Origin of the sequence: Micromonospora sediminicola, assembly GCF_900089585.1 — a bacterium.
GTDB classification, from domain to species: domain Bacteria; phylum Actinomycetota; class Actinomycetes; order Mycobacteriales; family Micromonosporaceae; genus Micromonospora; species Micromonospora sediminicola.
The window spans coordinates 816,300-829,803 of sequence record NZ_FLRH01000003.1 but is presented as its reverse complement, the minus strand read 5'-3'; the positions used below and the strand labels follow the sequence as shown (position 1 = coordinate 829,803).

Here is a 13,504-nt window from a genome sequence, read left to right as displayed (position 1 = left end):
AACCAGAAGCGCCCCCGCCCGGCCTCGGCCCGGGCGGGGGCGCTTCTGTCGTTGCGGCTACCCGCCGGTGCGGACCTTGCGGCTGTCCCGGATCCGCCTCTTCGCCGTCGACTCCGACACCTGGTAGGCGACCATCACCCGGCGCACGATCTCCGCGTACGGCACGCCCCGGCGGTCCATCCGGTCGACGGCTTCCTCCAGCGTCTCGAACTCCTCGTCGTCCTCCAGGTCGACGTCGACCTCGGCGTCTCGTGCGGGCTCCGTGTAGACCCGGACCCGGCGGCCGCCGCGGTTGACGATGCGGCCCCAGAGGCTGGTGTCATCGGCGGTGTCATCGGTGTCAGACACTGGCCTGGCCTGCTGTTTGACACCAGTGTCGGTGGTGTCGTCCTCCTCGGGGGAGGGGAGCCCACGGCGGCGCATCCACGTGTCGTGAAGGGTCGCGAAGGTGATGAACAGGGCCACGGCGATGAGGATGGCAACGGGGCCGCCCCAGCCGCGTCCGGACTCCTGAGTGACAGCGAGGGTGATCATCAGGCAGCTCCGAACAGCCAGGCGGGCAGGCCCGCGACCAAGCCGGTGAGGAAGTCGACGCAGCCGCGGGTGACGTCGCCGACCGTGCCGCCGGGCAGGTCGGCCATCAGACCGAGCAGGATCGCCGCGATCCACAGGCGGGTGTTGAGCCGGTAGAGCGGGCTCTGGGGGAAGGTGAGGGTGGCGAACCGGCCGAGCTTCTTGCTGGCCTTGGTGGGCAGCATGCAGCCAATGACGTAGACGAACAGCAGCCCGACCAGCGCGCCGAGGATGACGTTGATGGAGGCGCCGGCGATGTAAGCGCCGCCGGTGGCGTCGAGGAGCTGCTCGATGCCGCTGCTGGCGGTCTGCACCGTCCACTGGTCCAGCGGCGACCCGTCGAAGCCCTCCCGGATCGCCGGCACGGCCAGGACGAACGCGACCCGGTCGCGGATGCTGTTCGGGCCGACCGACATGTAGTCGACGACCAGGGCGAGCAAAAGCAGCACGGCCACCGCGGTCGGGGACATGGTGTGCACGAGGATCCCGGCGTCCGGGTGCGGTGCGGGCACCGGCGTCGGGCTCGGCGTGGGCAGGGCGTGCAGCATCAGGATCCCATCCAGTCGAGCACCGTCGTGCCGGTCGCGTCGCGGATCTCCAGGCGTGGGCTGCCCATCGGCTCGTTCTCAGCGAGGGCGGCGCGGGTGAGCGCCTGGAGGAGCCGGTCGAGGACGCCGTCCACGCCCGGGCCCTCCAGGTCGAGCTGGTAGGTGAGGGTCCGCTTGTGCAGAACCTCGTAGGCGCCGTCGAACACGTGCACCCGGTAGACGCGGCTGGCCATCAGGTGTTCCCCTCCGCCTCAAGGTGGGTCAGGACCGGGAACAGGCTGAGGCCGAGCAGCACCATGGCGGCCGCGGCCGCCCACGCGGCCATCGTGTGGCCGGTGAGGATGGCGGCCAGCGCGGCCACCAGCTCGGCGAGCACGCCGGCCGTGACCGCCACGGCGATCCGGGTCCAGTTCACCCGGCGTGGCACCGCCAGAACGAAGGGCCGGGCGCCGGCGGCGCGCAGCTCGCGGACCCGCTGAGCAAGCTGCTGGAGGCCGCGCGCCGGCAGGGTGATGATCCGGCCGGCCAGGGCGCGCAGCGGCGAGTCCGGGGGGACGTAGCCGCACACGTGGTGGGTCGGGGCCATGATGGTGGTTCCTTCCTGGGTTGGGAGGGCCCGGGGGGCGGCACTCTCTTGGCGGATGGAGCCGCGCCCCGGGGTCGAACTACTTCTTCTTGCGCTTCACGGGGTGGGTGGTCGCCCCGACGTGCCGCCAGTACGGGTCCTTCACGTCGACGTACTCGATGGGTTCGCGGCAGCTCTCGCACTTCTCCGTGGGCATCAGGCCTCCTTGACGGTGGTCGCGTTGTCGCGCTTCCAGTTGTTGGCGTAGGACTTGCTGACGCCGGCCATGGCCGCCAGCTCGGTGCCGGACGGCGGTCGGCCGTGGTCGGCCACGAATGTGGCGTACGCGGCGGCCGTGCGGTCGGCTTCGGCGCCGGTCGTGGCCGGCTTGGTGGCCGCGTTCGTGGTCGACTTCTGGCGGGTCTTCGTGGTCGCTGCGTGGTCGGTGCGGGCGACCACGGCGCGGGTGCGCGTGGTCGGCTTGGTGGCCGCCACGGCGGTCGGCGCACGGGCGGCCGCGGTCCCCGTGGTCGGTGCCGCCGGGCCAGCCGGCCACAGGCCGAGCGAATGCCCGACCACGGCCAGCCGACCGAGCTGCGGCCGGATCGCCTCCTGCGCGACCTGCATCTGCTGACGCAGCCGCCGGGCCACCTGCACGCCCGGGTCGCTTTCGTCGAGCACCAGCTTCGGCGCCGGCTTCACCGGGTTGGCCACGGCCCGGCCGCGCAGAACCGCCCACGCCCACCGGGCTCGACCGTGCGGGGCGCGGGCACGCTTCGCGTCACGCTCGGCGTGGTAGCCGGCCCACGCCTGGCGCGGGTCCCGGACGTTGTGCTCGATCGACCACCGCTCCGCCTTCCAGGTCCGGATGGGAAACGCCCGCCGGCGCTTGCGGTCGAACACCGCGCCGGTCTCGTCGAGCAGGTCCTTGCGCAGGAGCTGCACGTGCTGGGCACGGCGGGTGTGCAGACCCCACAGCCACGGGGACAGCAGCGACGCCATACCGGAGCCGACCGCGAACGGCGTCGGCGCCCAGTGCTCCCCGTCGAAGTGCGAATAGTTCATGACGGCCACGACGGCGGCGATGGCGTACGCCCGGCGTCGCATCTCGGCCGCCGTGCCGGTCGCGCCCTGGAGCAGCGCGTCGTGGGCGTGCCAGTTCACGTACAGGGAGATGGACTCGACGGTGGCCGCGTAGACCAGGGCAACCGCGATCCGGGCCGGAACCGGCCACGACTCCGGAGTGCGGGTGAACGCGTACGCGGTCTGCCCACCAACGGCGGCGAGGTTCACCAGGAGCAGCGGCGCGACATACCGGGCGGTGCTGGCCCAACGGTGCAGGGTGGCCCTGCGGCGGGCGCGGGCCCGGGCCTTCGCCTTGCGCGCCTTCTTCACCTCGCGGGCCTTCTCACGCTCGGCGCGGCGGCGGTCGGCGCGGTCGGCGTCGGCCTGCTCACGGGCGAACGCGTCGGCCAGGCGGCGCCGCTCGTCCTCCGTGCGGATGCGCGTCTGCTCGACCTCAGCCAGCTCGGCGGGAGACAGCCGCGGCGCCCGACTGATCAGCTTCATGTCGCTCAGTATGGCACACTGTTTACGTTGTGCACATTAGGGAGGATGAGGGGAGGGTCCGTGTCGATCACTGCCACGCTCGATACACCCGTTACGATCGGCGCGATGGCACGGACGGTGGAAGATCTAGAGCGGGCCCTTGAGTCCGGCGAATGGCTACGTCCCGGCGACGTCGCGCGGCTGCTCGGGATCTCCCGTACCGCTGCTGTTCGGCTGCTCAACAGCGACCCGCCGCAGATCCGCTACCGGGTGAAGCCCGGCACCGGGCGGCACCGTGAGTGCCACCCGGACGACGTCCGCCGAGAGCTGGACGCGCGCCGCCAGGTGCACGGCGACCAGTAGCCCAGACGCAGCGACGCCCCCGACCGCCATGGTCGGGGGCGTCGTCGTTGCTCAGGAGGTGGGCTGGCGGGATCCGGGGCAGGTCCCTCGGCTGCCCATCGCCTGGTGCGGCGGGCAGGGGCTGCCTGGGGCTACGCCGACACGGGCTCCGCAGACGGAGCACTGGGACTGAGGTGCCATGACTGGACTCCTTGGGGGATTCGGTAGTCCGGGTGCGGGTCGGTCTCGGGCTCGGCCGCACCGCCGGACGCTGCGGTGCCCCGGAGGTAGATCACCTGCCGGTCTCGACAGGTGATCCGGAGCGCCGAAGCGGGAGGGTTGCCGTCCTCCCACGCGCCCACGCCGGGGGTGGCGCACAACTCCCACTTGAGGAAGGCGTCCGGCTGGGCGGCGTCGAGCAGCTGGTGCGCGAGCACGATGATCCGTCCGGCGCGAAGCCGCGGGGGCGGCATCTCGCCGAGCGGCAGGGGCCGGGCGTCCGGGTGCGGGAGCGCGGCCCAGAGCATGGCGTACGACCTGTTGCCGTGGACCACCTTGATCCCCGGGGGGGACTGGCCGCCGGGCTGCGTGTCCCGGCCGTACCGCGAGATGGCGGTGATGTCCGGGTGCTCGGCGGCTTGGAGGAGTGCCTCCATGATGTCCAGGGCCTGGGATACCTGCACGGTTGCTCTCCTGATTGGTGGGGGATCTTGGCAGCTCACGGGCCGGGTTAGTCTACCGGTGGCCCGGCGGGGCTCTGCTCCAGCGCAACGCAGCTCACCTCGTTATGTGGGGTGGAATCCACCGGCCCCGGCCAACGAGGCTGAGGTAGGCGTACGCCACCTGGGTCGGTTCGCACGGCCACTGCCAGCGGCAGATCGGACACCAGTCCGCCTTGCCCGGCCGAGGCCAGTGGTCGGTGATGATGACCCGGGCGTCGAGGACCAGCCGGTTGCGGATCTGCTCGACGGACAAGCTCACCAGCTGGGCGCGGCTGCGAGCCGGGCGGCCCGCTGGCGTCGGTGCTCGGCCAGGTCCCGCTCGGCCCGGGCGAGTCGGGTGCAGCCGGTCGGGGTGCACTCCGAGCAGCCGGGCGCGGCCGTGTTCTGACCGGGCGTGGCTCGGTGCTGCTCGATGGTTTGCGACGCGAGTGCGGCCAGCACGGAAGGGCTGGACTCGTCGTACATAGAGCTCACCGCCCGCTCCCATCGCCACGGTGCAGCTGCCCGGGGGTGAGCAGCGGGGAAACGGTGGTGATGAGCGTCGGCCCATTCCACTCGGGGGCGGGCAGTGCGCCGGCGCGCTGCGGGTAGACGGTGGCGGGGCCGGTGGTGTCGAGCGGTGCGGGCTGCCGGCTTCGCCGGCGGAACGGCCAGATCATCGTGCGCCTCCTCGTTCAAGGGGACGAAGGCGGCCGGCCTCTCTGGCAGCAGCCGCCCTCGACCTTCCCGAGTGGACGGCGGCGGTGCTCAACTTCGCTTGCCAGCAGGGAGGGCACCGCCGCCGCCGGGGCCGCCCCAGACGGGTGGCGCCGTGGTCGGCCCGTGCTCTTACTCTGGTGACCAGAGGACTACTGTCGGAAGGGAGTCGATGCTTTCAGGACCTTTCACCAAGGGGCCCCGATGAATGATCTCGGCAGGCAGCTGCGCGAGGCTCGCACTGAGGCAGGGGTCACCCTCGCCTCCATCGCGGCGCGGTCGTGCTACTCCGCGGCACACCTGAGCAACGTCGAGGCAGGGCGCCGGACCGCGACGCCGGACGTCGTGCTCGCCTATGCGCGGGCGTTGGGAGGTGCGGACGTGAAGCGCAGGAGCCTGCTTGCCGCCGCGACGGTCGGCCCTGTGGCCGCCGGTGAGTTGATCCGGGCGGGGTTCGCGGCCGCGCTCAGCGGCAGGGGAAGCGAAGACCAGTGGGCTGAGCGAGTCGCTCGGTACGGCCGGGACTACATGGAGATCGGCGCCGACGCTCTCCAGCAGCAGTTGGCCGGGGACCTGGTCGTGATGCAGCAGCACCTCGACACGCCGGCGATGTGGGCGGCCGCAGCTCGTGCGCTGGTGACGTACGGGAAGACCACGAAGAACCCGACCGAGGCGATCGGCTGGTACGACATCGCCCGGACCGCCGCAGACCGCTCGGACGACCTCGGTGTGCGGGTGTGGGTGCGGGGGCGGGCGGCTATCGCCTTGGCGTATGAGGGTGCCGCGCTGCCGGTGGCGAAGCGGTACGCCGACGAGGCAATCGGCCTGTCTGACCGGTCGTCACTTGGCCGGCTGAACGCCCTGATGGCTCGCGCACACGTCTTCGCCGGCCGGGGAGACGACGACGCGGCGGTTGCGGCGGACGAGGCAGCGTTGCGCGTGTTCGAGAAGGTCGCCTCCCCGGACGGCGAGATCAGTGACGCGGCAGTCCCGTCCTGGCGGATGGCCACGTTCCGGTCGATGCTCTATGCCCGGTTGGGCATGGTGGGCCCAGGTGAGCAGGCGCAGTCAGATGCGGACCGATGGCGGCCGCCGTCGCTGACGAGGTTCGCGACGCACATCGAGCTGCACCGGGCACTGATGATGGCGAAGGCCGGTGACGGTACGGGCGGGTTGGCCTACGCGCGCCGGGCCTGGGCTGCGCTGCCCGCTGAGCGGCGATCGCAGACTCTCGGGCTGGTGCTGCGCGAGGTAGAGCGGGCCGCCCGACACCGCTGAGCGTGAGGGCCGGGAGGCGAACGGGGGTACGCCTCCCGGCCCCGGCGTCACGACCCGGCGCCAGCCAGGGACGTTCTGCCTGCTCTTTACGCTAGGCCACTCTGTGACCTAGGTGCAATCACTGCTTGAGGCATGTGGCGGTGCGTGATCGAATCGGCGTGCCAGCCAGGGAGATCCACCATGCCCATACCGATGTCGTCCCGGGAGATCGCGGACGACCTGTCGGCGCGCATCCGCGCCGGCGAGTACCCGCCTGGGGAGAAGCTGCCCAGCCTCCGCGAGTTCGCCGAGCTGTACTCGGTGAGCGTGTCCACCATCCAGCGCGCTCTGGAGTTGACCCGCGACCGCGGGCTCACAGTTGGCCGGGCCGGCGTGGGCGTGTACGTCGCCGAGGTCTGGTAGCTCACTCCGCCTTCCTGACCAGCCGCAGGTGCGGCTCGGCCGGAGCCTGGCCGGCTTCGGCGCCCTCGAGGAAGCCGCGGTCGAAGCCGGTCTTCCTCGCCCGGCGCCGCACGAACGGGATCGCGACGGCGGCGGCCGCGACGGCGACGACTGCCAGGAGCAGCGAGAGCAGAGGCCAGCCGCCGAAGCCTGCGCGGCCCGCGTCGACGTCTCGCGCCGGCGGCACGGCTTCCGGCGCCTCATCCTCGCGCTGCACGGACACCGCCTCGTCGCCGGCGGCTGGAGCGCCTTGCCCCTCGGCGGCCGGCTGAATGCCGGGGGCCGACTGCCGGAGCGTGGTCCCGGGCCCGGCGGGCGGCGCGGCGGGCTGGGCCGGCGCGCTGGAGCGTGCCGACGTCGCTGCGGTCTCCGGCGCGCTCTTCGCGCTCTGCGCCGGCACGGGGCGTGGGGCGGATGTGGACGGCGTCGGGGACGCCGCCGGCGACGAGCCGAGGAGCCCGTCGACCAGGTCCCGGATGGGTGTGGGCGGGTCGGCCGCTGGCGCGGCCAGGGTGAGCGTTGCGAGGAGTGACAAGGCTGTTCGACGCCACATACGAAGCTGACCTCCTGTTATTACTCGGCGGTCACCGGACCCTACCCCCGGTGATCCACGATCTACCGGATTGCAAATTGCGCCATCTGCAAGTCGTGACAGACGCCTTACATCGCGTTAAGCGCTGCCTTAAAATCCCTGCTCAAGAGCTTATTTACGGAGATCAAATCCCGCCCATGACGTCGATCCTGTCGTAAGCACGACGGGCTCGGGCGGACTTGGCGGAGCGGCCGTAGTGGCGCAGCATCTGCGGCGAGGTCCACCCGGCGAGGGCCATCAGGTCACCCTCGGCGCCGCCCTTGTCGAGCCAGTTGTGGGCGAAGGTGTGCCGGAACAGGTGCGGGTTCAGGGAGATCCCGAGGCGCTCGCCGCGCCGGCGCAGCACCTGATAGATCCCGTTGGGTGTCATCGGCCCCTTGTGGCCCAGCCAGAGGGCGGGGGCTGACGCGGTGGAGCGCTTGGCGCGGGCACGCAGGTAGCGGTTGAGCGCGACGGCGCACTTGGCGTCGAACTTGACGGTGCGTGTGCGGTTGCCCTTGCCGGTGACGGTCGCCTCGCGGCCGTGGACGTCGACGTCGTCCAGGCGCAGCAGCGCGAGCTCGGCGAGCCGGCCGCCGGTGGCGGCGAAGAGCCGGAGCATGGCGGCGTCCCGCCGGGAGTCGTAGTCGCGCTCCCGCTCGGCATCCTTGATCAGCGCGGTCATCTGCTCCTGGGTGAGCACCGGGGGTGGGTTCTCGTCCGCCTTGGGCGCCGCGGGCACGGTCACCTTCTCGAACGGGTTTGGCAGCTCCTCCTCCTCGGCGATCCAGGCGAAGAACTGCTGCAGGCCGCGGCCGACGTTGTTGATGTAACCCTTGCCGTAGCCGGCGCAACCCGCCGGCGCGGTGCCGGGGTCGGCCAGGGCGTGCGGGCAGGGCTTGCCGTCCTCTGCGCCGGCGCGCAGCCAGATGAAGAACGCGCGCAGCTCGTCGCGCCCCACCTCGTCCCAGTCCCTCACCTTCGGCCGGGCCTGGCGCAGCCAGCCGGCGAAGAACCGGGCGACGTCGAGGTACATGGTGACGGTGCGCTTGCTGCGGCCCTCGGCCTCCAGGCTCAGGCACCAGGAGTCGATCCAGAGCTGGTAGTGGCCGGGCTCGGCGCGGCGGATCTTGGGGTGGCGGGTCATGAGATCCACCGTGCCCGGGCCCGTGTCCTGGGTGACACCAGGTCAGCGGGCATAAGCGATTGGTCTTTGAGCATCGTTCGGTAGTCCTCTCGTGGAGGCTTACCGAAGTTTGCGCAGGTGGAGAAGGGATGGAGCCCCCGGCCGGGATCGAACCGGCGACATCTCGCTTACAAGGCGAGTGCTCTGGCCAGCTGAGCTACAGGGGCGCGTGTGACGGGCTCAGCATAGCGAGTGGCCTCCGGAAATCCCGCCTGGCAGGGCTCCCGAGCACGGAAAACGTCAATTTCCCGACCGGCGGCGCCGACGGATCGTCGGTCTGACGCGCTTCGGGCGGGGAGATTGATGCCTCGCCGTGCCCGGGTGACCGAAATGTGTATGCCGTCCGTCCCACCCGCTGTTCCTCGTCTTGGCACGGCCGCGAAAGCCGTTTACGGTGCAGTGACACGGACGACACTCCGGTCGGCCTCGGCTGCCCGGGCGACGACCCCGTTGGCCGGTGCCTTGGGCGCCGGTCGCTCCTTCACTCGGATCGTCCGGCACGTTCCTGCCGGTGAAAGGAAGCGCTCCATCATGGCTACGGTCACCTACGCGAAGGCGTCCCGGATCTATCCGGGCACCGAGCGCCCCGCCGTCAACCAGCTCGACCTCCAGATCGGTGACGGGGAGTTCCTCGTCCTGGTCGGCCCGTCCGGCTGCGGCAAGTCCACCAGCCTGCGGATGCTCGCCGGCCTGGAGGACGTCGACGACGGCGCGATCTACATCGACGACCGGGACGTCACCCACCTCCCGCCGAAGGCCCGCGACATCGCCATGGTCTTCCAGAACTACGCCCTCTACCCGCACATGACGGTGTACGAGAACATGGCGTTCGCCCTCAAGCTGCGCAAGACCTCGAAGTCGGAGATCGACCGGCGGGTCAAGGAGGCGGCCGGGCTGCTCCAGCTGGAGGAGTTCCTCAGCCGCAAGCCGAAGGCGCTCTCCGGCGGTCAGCGCCAGCGTGTCGCCATGGGCCGCGCGATCGTCCGCGAGCCGCAGGTCTTCCTCATGGACGAGCCGCTGTCGAACCTCGATGCCAAGCTGCGCGTCCAGACCCGTACGCAGATCGCCTCGCTCCAGGCGAAGCTCGGCGTCACCACGGTCTACGTCACCCACGACCAGGTCGAGGCCATGACCATGGGTCACCGGGTGGCGGTCATGCTGGACGGCGTGCTCCAGCAGGTGGACACCCCGCGGGCGCTCTACGACACCCCGTCCAACGTCTTCGTCGCCGGCTTCATGGGCTCCCCGGCCATGAACATCAAGACGGTGAAGCTGACCGAGCAGGGCGGCGCGTTCGCCGAGATGATCGTCCCGCTGACCCGTGAGCAGGTCCAGGCGGCCGGCGCCGAGGGCGCCGACGGCAAGGTGACCGTCGGCTTCCGCCCGGAGGACTGCGACCTGGTCAGCCCGTCCGAGGGCGGCATGCCGGTCGTGGTCGAGCTGGTCGAGGACCTGGGCTCCGACGCCAACGTCTACGGCCACGCCGCGCTGGAGGGCCACAACGAGCGGTTCGTGGTCCGCACCGACCGGCGCAGCATGCCGAACATGGGCGACACCGTGTTCGTCAAGCCGCGCACCGGCCGCAGCCACGTCTTCCACGCCGCCACCGGCCAGCGGATCTGACGTCAGCGACAGAGAAGGGGCGGTCCGCCGTGGCGGGCCGCCCCTTCGTCGTACGTGCGGTCAGGCCTCGACGGACCGACGGCGGGCGACCTCGGCGAGCGTGACCGCGGCGGCGACGCTGGCGTTGAGCGATTCCACGTCCGAGACCATCGGGATGCTGACGGTGAGGTCGCAGGTCTCGCCGACCAGGCGGGACAGCCCGCGTCCCTCCGAGCCGACCACCACGACCAGCGGGCCGACCGCGGCCTCCAGGTCGTACAGGTCGGTCTGCCCGTCGGCGTCGAGGCCGACCACGACGAAGCCGGCGTCCTTGCACGCCTTGAGCGACCGGGTCAGGTTGGTGACCTGGGCGACCGGCACGCGCGCGGCCGCGCCGGCGCTGGTCCGCCAGGCGGTCGCGGTGATCCCGGCGGCACGCCGCTCGGGTACGAACACACCCTGCGCGCCGAACGCGGCGGCCGACCGGATGACGGCGCCGAGGTTACGCGGGTCGGTGACCCCGTCCAGCGCGACGAGCAGCGGGGCTGCCTGCTCCAGCGCGGCGGCGACCAGGTCGTCGAAGGGCTCGTAGGCGAACGGCGGCACCTGGAGGCCGACGCCCTGGTGCAGCACGCCGCCGGTCATCCGGTCCAGCTCGGCGCGGCTGACCTCCAGGATCGCGATGCCCCGGTCGGCGGCGGTGCGGACGATCTCCTTGACCCGGTCGTCCACGTCGATGCCCTGCGCGGTGTAGAGCGCGGTCGCCGGCACCTGGGTGCGCAGCGACTCCAGCACCGGGTTCCGCCCGACCAGCAGCTCGGGGCTGTCCTTCGCCGGGTTGGCCTTGCGCCCCGGCGCCACCCGGGGGCCGCCGCGGCCGCCGGGCTTGCCCTTGCCGCCCTTCAGCGGCACGCCGGCCCGGGTGCCCTTGCCCCAGGTGGTGTCCTTGGTGCCCGGGTTGCCGATCTTCGGCGCGCGCCCCTCCTCGGCGGCGGCGCGGCGCTCCTTGTCCTGCTTCCAGGCGGTGCGCTGGGGCAGCTTCTCGGTGCCCGAGTACGCCTTGTGCCACGGCCGCTCGTCCGCCGGCAGGGTGCGGCCCCGCCCGGCGAGGGAGTCCTTGTTCTTGCCACCGGTGCCCTTGGGGGCGCCCGACTTCGACGTCAGTCGCCGGCCACGGCGCTGCGAGTTGCCGGCCATCAGTCCTGCTCTCCAATAGTCCAACGCGGGCCCTGGGGGGTGTCCTCGACGACCACGCCGGCCTGCTTGAGCTGGTCGCGGACCGCGTCGGCGGCGGTCCAGTCCTTGCGGCTGCGGGCCTGGGCGCGCTGCTCCAGGGCGAGCGCGATCAGCGAGTCCACCACACCACGCAGGTCGTCCGTGCGCCCACCGCCGGTCCATGCCGGGTCCAGGGGGTCGACGCCGAGGATATCCAGCATCGCCCGCACGGCGGCGAGCGTCGTGCGGACGGTCACATCGTCGCCGGCGGTCAACGCCGTGTTGCCGTCCCGGACCACCTCGTGCAGCACCGCCAGCGCCGCCGAGGTGTTCAGGTCGTCGTCCATCGCCGCCGCGAAACCGGCCGGCAGGTCGCCGGGCCGGGCGGCGCCGACCCGCTCGACCGCCCGCTGCACGAAGCCCTCGACCCTCCGGTACGCGACCGCGGCCTCGCGCAGCGCGTCCTCGGAGTAGTCGATGTGGGACCGGTAGTGCGCGGCGACGTAGTAGTAGCGCAGCTCCACCGGGCGGACCCCGAGCGAGGCCACGTAGTCGAGGTCGAGCGTGTTGCCCAACGACTTGCCCATCTTGGTGCCGCCGATGCCGAGCAGGCCGTGGTGCACCCAGTAGCGGGCGAACGGCAGGTCGGCGGCCTGGGACTGGGCGATCTCGTTCTCGTGGTGCGGGAACGTCAGGTCGAGCCCGCCGCCGTGGATGTCGAACTCGGCGCCCAGGTAGCGCCAGCACATGGCCGAGCACTCGATGTGCCAGCCGGGCCGGCCGCGACCCCACGGCGAGGACCAGTAGGCGTCGGCCGGCTCGTCCGGCTTGGCGCCCTTCCAGAGCGCGAAGTCACGCGGATCCCGTTTGCCCCGGTCGGGGGCGTCCCCGGCGGACTGCATGTCGGCCGGCGACTGGCCGGACAGTGACCCGTAGGCCGGCCAGGAGGCCACGTCGAAGTAGACGTCGCCGGAGCCGTCAGTGGCCGGGTAGGCGTGCCCGGTCTCGATCAACCGGGCGATCAGCTCCTGCATCTCCGGCACGTGACCGGTGGCCCGCGGCTCGTAGGTCGGCGGGAGCACGTTCAGCGCCCGGTAGGAGGCGGTGAGGAGCTGCTCGTTCGCGTAGGCGATCGACCAGAACGGTCGCCCCTGCTCCATCGCCTTGGCCAGGACCTTGTCGTCGATGTCGGTGAGGTTGCGGATGAACGTGACCTCGAAGCCCTTGCTCAGCAGCCAGCGGCGCAGCACGTCGTAGTTGACGCCGGAGCGAAGGTGACCGATGTGCGGCGGGGCCTGGAGCGTGAGACCACACAGGTAGACCCCCACCTTGCCGGCTTCCCGCGGGACGAAGTCCCGCACCGATCGGGTGGCGGTGTCATACAGGCGTAGCGTCACCTCACAAGCGTAGCCGTCCGCACATTTCCAGGTTGGGCGGAGCCGGGCCGTACGCTGCGTGCGTGGACACGGCGGCACGCCCGGGTGAGACGGCGCAGACCCTGGACCGCGGGCTGCGCCTGCTGCACCTCGTGGCGGACGCCCCGGGCGGGCTGACCGTCACCGAGGCGGCGCAGCGGCTCGGCATCGGGCGCGCGGCGGTCTACCGGTTGGTCGGCGCGCTGACCGGGCACGGCATGCTCCGGCGCGACGGCGAGGGCCGGCTCCGGATCGGCATGGGTGTGCTGCACCTGGCCCGCCGGGCCCAGCCCCTGCTCGCCGAGGGGGCGCTGCCCGCGCTGCGCCGGCTCGCCGAGCGGACCGGGGCGACCGCCCACCTGACCGTCGTCGAGGGTGGCGAGGGGGTGGCGCTGGCCGTGGTCGAGCCGAGCTGGACCGCCTTCCACGTGGCCTATCGCACCGGCTCCCGGCATCCGCTGGAGCGGGGCGCGGCCGGGCGGGCGGTGCTGGCCGGGCGGGCCGGCGAGTTCGGGCCGGTCAGCACCAGCGGCGAGTTGCAGTCCGGCGCGTACGGGGTGGCGGCGCCGGTGCTCGGGGTGCCCGGGCTGGAGGGGAGCGTGGGGGTGGTCTCGCTGACCCCGCTCGACGTGACCGAGGTCGGCGCCCAGGTCACCGCCGCCGCCGAGGCGGTCGCCGCCGCTCTCTCCTGATCCGCCTCACCCGCCGACACGAGGCCTGGCCGGGCGGCCCACGCCAGTCCGCCGACGTGGCGGCATCACCACAGCCCGGACGCCACCACCTCGCCGAACCGCAGACGATC

At 72.0% G+C, this 13,504-nt stretch carries 17 protein-coding genes and 1 tRNA gene; 5 read left to right on the top strand and 13 right to left on the bottom strand.

What is annotated here, in order from left to right; translation table 11 throughout:
- Positions 1 to 57: 57 nt before the first annotated feature.
- From GA0070622_RS04340 to GA0070622_RS04320, 5 genes are all read right to left on the bottom strand, one after another.
- Entirely contained in the window at positions 58 to 534 is a 477-nt protein-coding gene (locus GA0070622_RS04340) for a hypothetical protein (protein WP_091568835.1), read from the bottom strand.
- Positions 534 to 1,121, bottom strand: a complete 588-nt coding sequence (locus GA0070622_RS04335) for a hypothetical protein (protein ID WP_091568833.1) — start codon at positions 1,119 to 1,121, stop codon at positions 534 to 536. Before GA0070622_RS04335 ends, GA0070622_RS04340 begins: the two co-directional genes overlap by 1 nt.
- Positions 1,121 to 1,354 carry a hypothetical protein gene (locus GA0070622_RS04330; RefSeq protein ID WP_091568830.1) on the bottom strand — a complete coding sequence of 78 codons (234 nt, stop codon included), beginning with the start codon at positions 1,352 to 1,354 and terminating at the stop codon, positions 1,121 to 1,123. Before GA0070622_RS04330 ends, GA0070622_RS04335 begins: the two co-directional genes overlap by 1 nt.
- Positions 1,354 to 1,707, bottom strand: coding sequence for a hypothetical protein (locus GA0070622_RS04325; protein WP_091568827.1), 354 nt, complete (start codon positions 1,705 to 1,707; stop codon positions 1,354 to 1,356). Before GA0070622_RS04325 ends, GA0070622_RS04330 begins: the two co-directional genes overlap by 1 nt.
- Positions 1,708 to 1,902: 195 nt before the next feature.
- Entirely contained in the window at positions 1,903 to 3,255 is a 1,353-nt protein-coding gene (locus GA0070622_RS04320) for a hypothetical protein (protein WP_091568825.1), read from the bottom strand.
- Positions 3,256 to 3,360: 105 nt separating this feature from the next.
- Here GA0070622_RS04320 and GA0070622_RS04315 point away from each other — a divergent pair, with 105 nt between their 5' ends.
- Complete coding sequence (locus tag GA0070622_RS04315; protein ID WP_141684514.1) at positions 3,361 to 3,597, top strand: hypothetical protein; 237 nt, start codon at positions 3,361 to 3,363, stop codon at positions 3,595 to 3,597.
- A gap of 131 nt (positions 3,598 to 3,728) precedes the next feature.
- On the opposite strand, the gene GA0070622_RS04310 is transcribed toward GA0070622_RS04315, so the two are convergent.
- From GA0070622_RS04310 to GA0070622_RS04300, 3 genes are all read right to left on the bottom strand, one after another.
- Entirely contained in the window at positions 3,729 to 4,259 is a 531-nt protein-coding gene (locus GA0070622_RS04310; RefSeq protein ID WP_091568820.1) for a hypothetical protein, read from the bottom strand.
- Positions 4,260 to 4,553: 294 nt separating this feature from the next.
- Entirely contained in the window at positions 4,554 to 4,772 is a 219-nt protein-coding gene (locus GA0070622_RS32390; RefSeq protein ID WP_176710416.1) for a hypothetical protein, read from the bottom strand.
- A complete protein-coding gene (locus GA0070622_RS04300) occupies positions 4,769 to 4,957 on the bottom strand; it encodes a hypothetical protein (RefSeq protein WP_091568817.1) in 189 nt (62 codons plus the stop codon). The genes GA0070622_RS32390 and GA0070622_RS04300 overlap by 4 nt, the downstream gene beginning before the upstream one ends.
- Positions 4,958 to 5,198: 241 nt before the next feature.
- Between GA0070622_RS04300 and GA0070622_RS04295 the strand changes: the two genes are divergently transcribed.
- A complete protein-coding gene (locus tag GA0070622_RS04295) occupies positions 5,199 to 6,272 on the top strand; it encodes a helix-turn-helix domain-containing protein (protein ID WP_091568814.1) in 1,074 nt (357 codons plus the stop codon).
- A gap of 180 nt (positions 6,273 to 6,452) precedes the next feature.
- Positions 6,453 to 6,674, top strand: coding sequence for a winged helix-turn-helix domain-containing protein (locus tag GA0070622_RS04290; RefSeq protein ID WP_091568812.1), 222 nt, complete (start codon positions 6,453 to 6,455; stop codon positions 6,672 to 6,674).
- A 1-nt stretch (position 6,675) separates the two neighbouring features.
- Here the strand turns inward: GA0070622_RS04290 and GA0070622_RS04285 are convergent, their stop codons facing one another.
- From GA0070622_RS04285 to GA0070622_RS04270, 3 genes are all read right to left on the bottom strand, one after another.
- Entirely contained in the window at positions 6,676 to 6,930 is a 255-nt protein-coding gene (locus GA0070622_RS04285; protein ID WP_141684513.1) for a hypothetical protein, read from the bottom strand.
- 499 nt (positions 6,931 to 7,429) lie between these two features.
- The gene (locus GA0070622_RS04275; RefSeq protein WP_245666123.1) at positions 7,430 to 8,431 is read right to left on the bottom strand and encodes a tyrosine-type recombinase/integrase; all 1,002 of its coding nucleotides are present in this window, start codon (positions 8,429 to 8,431) and stop codon (positions 7,430 to 7,432) included.
- A gap of 129 nt (positions 8,432 to 8,560) precedes the next feature.
- Positions 8,561 to 8,637: transfer RNA gene (locus GA0070622_RS04270), tRNA-Thr, on the bottom strand.
- A gap of 364 nt (positions 8,638 to 9,001) precedes the next feature.
- Between GA0070622_RS04270 and GA0070622_RS04265 the strand changes: the two genes are divergently transcribed.
- Positions 9,002 to 10,093, top strand: a complete 1,092-nt coding sequence (locus tag GA0070622_RS04265) for an ABC transporter ATP-binding protein (RefSeq protein WP_091568804.1) — start codon at positions 9,002 to 9,004, stop codon at positions 10,091 to 10,093.
- 60 nt (positions 10,094 to 10,153) lie between these two features.
- Here the strand turns inward: GA0070622_RS04265 and rlmB are convergent, their stop codons facing one another.
- On the bottom strand, positions 10,154 to 11,269 hold the full coding sequence (rlmB, locus tag GA0070622_RS04260) for a 23S rRNA (guanosine(2251)-2'-O)-methyltransferase RlmB (RefSeq protein WP_091568801.1): 1,116 nt from the start codon (positions 11,267 to 11,269) through the stop codon (positions 10,154 to 10,156).
- Positions 11,269 to 12,684: a cysteine--tRNA ligase gene (cysS, locus tag GA0070622_RS04255; RefSeq protein WP_091568798.1), complete on the bottom strand. Its 1,416-nt coding sequence runs from the start codon at positions 12,682 to 12,684 to the stop codon at positions 11,269 to 11,271. The genes rlmB and cysS overlap by 1 nt, the downstream gene beginning before the upstream one ends.
- Positions 12,685 to 12,746: 62 nt before the next feature.
- On the opposite strand from cysS, the gene GA0070622_RS04250 reads away from it, so the two are divergent.
- Positions 12,747 to 13,394 (top strand): IclR family transcriptional regulator, encoded by a 648-nt coding sequence (locus GA0070622_RS04250; RefSeq protein WP_091568796.1) that lies wholly within the window; start codon positions 12,747 to 12,749, stop codon positions 13,392 to 13,394.
- The last annotated feature ends 110 nt before the right edge of the window (positions 13,395 to 13,504 follow it).

Coding starts and splice junctions, on each gene's coding strand:
- GA0070622_RS04340 (WP_091568835.1), bottom strand. CDS start 534: ATGATCACCCTCGCTGTCACTCAGGAGTCCGGACGCGGCTGGGGCGGC.
- GA0070622_RS04335 (WP_091568833.1), bottom strand. CDS start 1,121: ATGCTGCACGCCCTGCCCACGCCGAGCCCGACGCCGGTGCCCGCACCG.
- GA0070622_RS04330 (WP_091568830.1), bottom strand. CDS start 1,354: ATGGCCAGCCGCGTCTACCGGGTGCACGTGTTCGACGGCGCCTACGAG.
- GA0070622_RS04325 (WP_091568827.1), bottom strand. CDS start 1,707: ATGGCCCCGACCCACCACGTGTGCGGCTACGTCCCCCCGGACTCGCCG.
- GA0070622_RS04320 (WP_091568825.1), bottom strand. CDS start 3,255: ATGAAGCTGATCAGTCGGGCGCCGCGGCTGTCTCCCGCCGAGCTGGCT.
- GA0070622_RS04315 (WP_141684514.1), top strand. CDS start 3,361: ATGGCACGGACGGTGGAAGATCTAGAGCGGGCCCTTGAGTCCGGCGAA.
- GA0070622_RS04300 (WP_091568817.1), bottom strand. CDS start 4,957: ATGATCTGGCCGTTCCGCCGGCGAAGCCGGCAGCCCGCACCGCTCGAC.
- GA0070622_RS04295 (WP_091568814.1), top strand. CDS start 5,199: ATGAATGATCTCGGCAGGCAGCTGCGCGAGGCTCGCACTGAGGCAGGG.
- GA0070622_RS04290 (WP_091568812.1), top strand. CDS start 6,453: ATGCCCATACCGATGTCGTCCCGGGAGATCGCGGACGACCTGTCGGCG.
- GA0070622_RS04275 (WP_245666123.1), bottom strand. CDS start 8,431: ATGACCCGCCACCCCAAGATCCGCCGCGCCGAGCCCGGCCACTACCAG.
- GA0070622_RS04265 (WP_091568804.1), top strand. CDS start 9,002: ATGGCTACGGTCACCTACGCGAAGGCGTCCCGGATCTATCCGGGCACC.
- rlmB (WP_091568801.1), bottom strand. CDS start 11,269: ATGGCCGGCAACTCGCAGCGCCGTGGCCGGCGACTGACGTCGAAGTCG.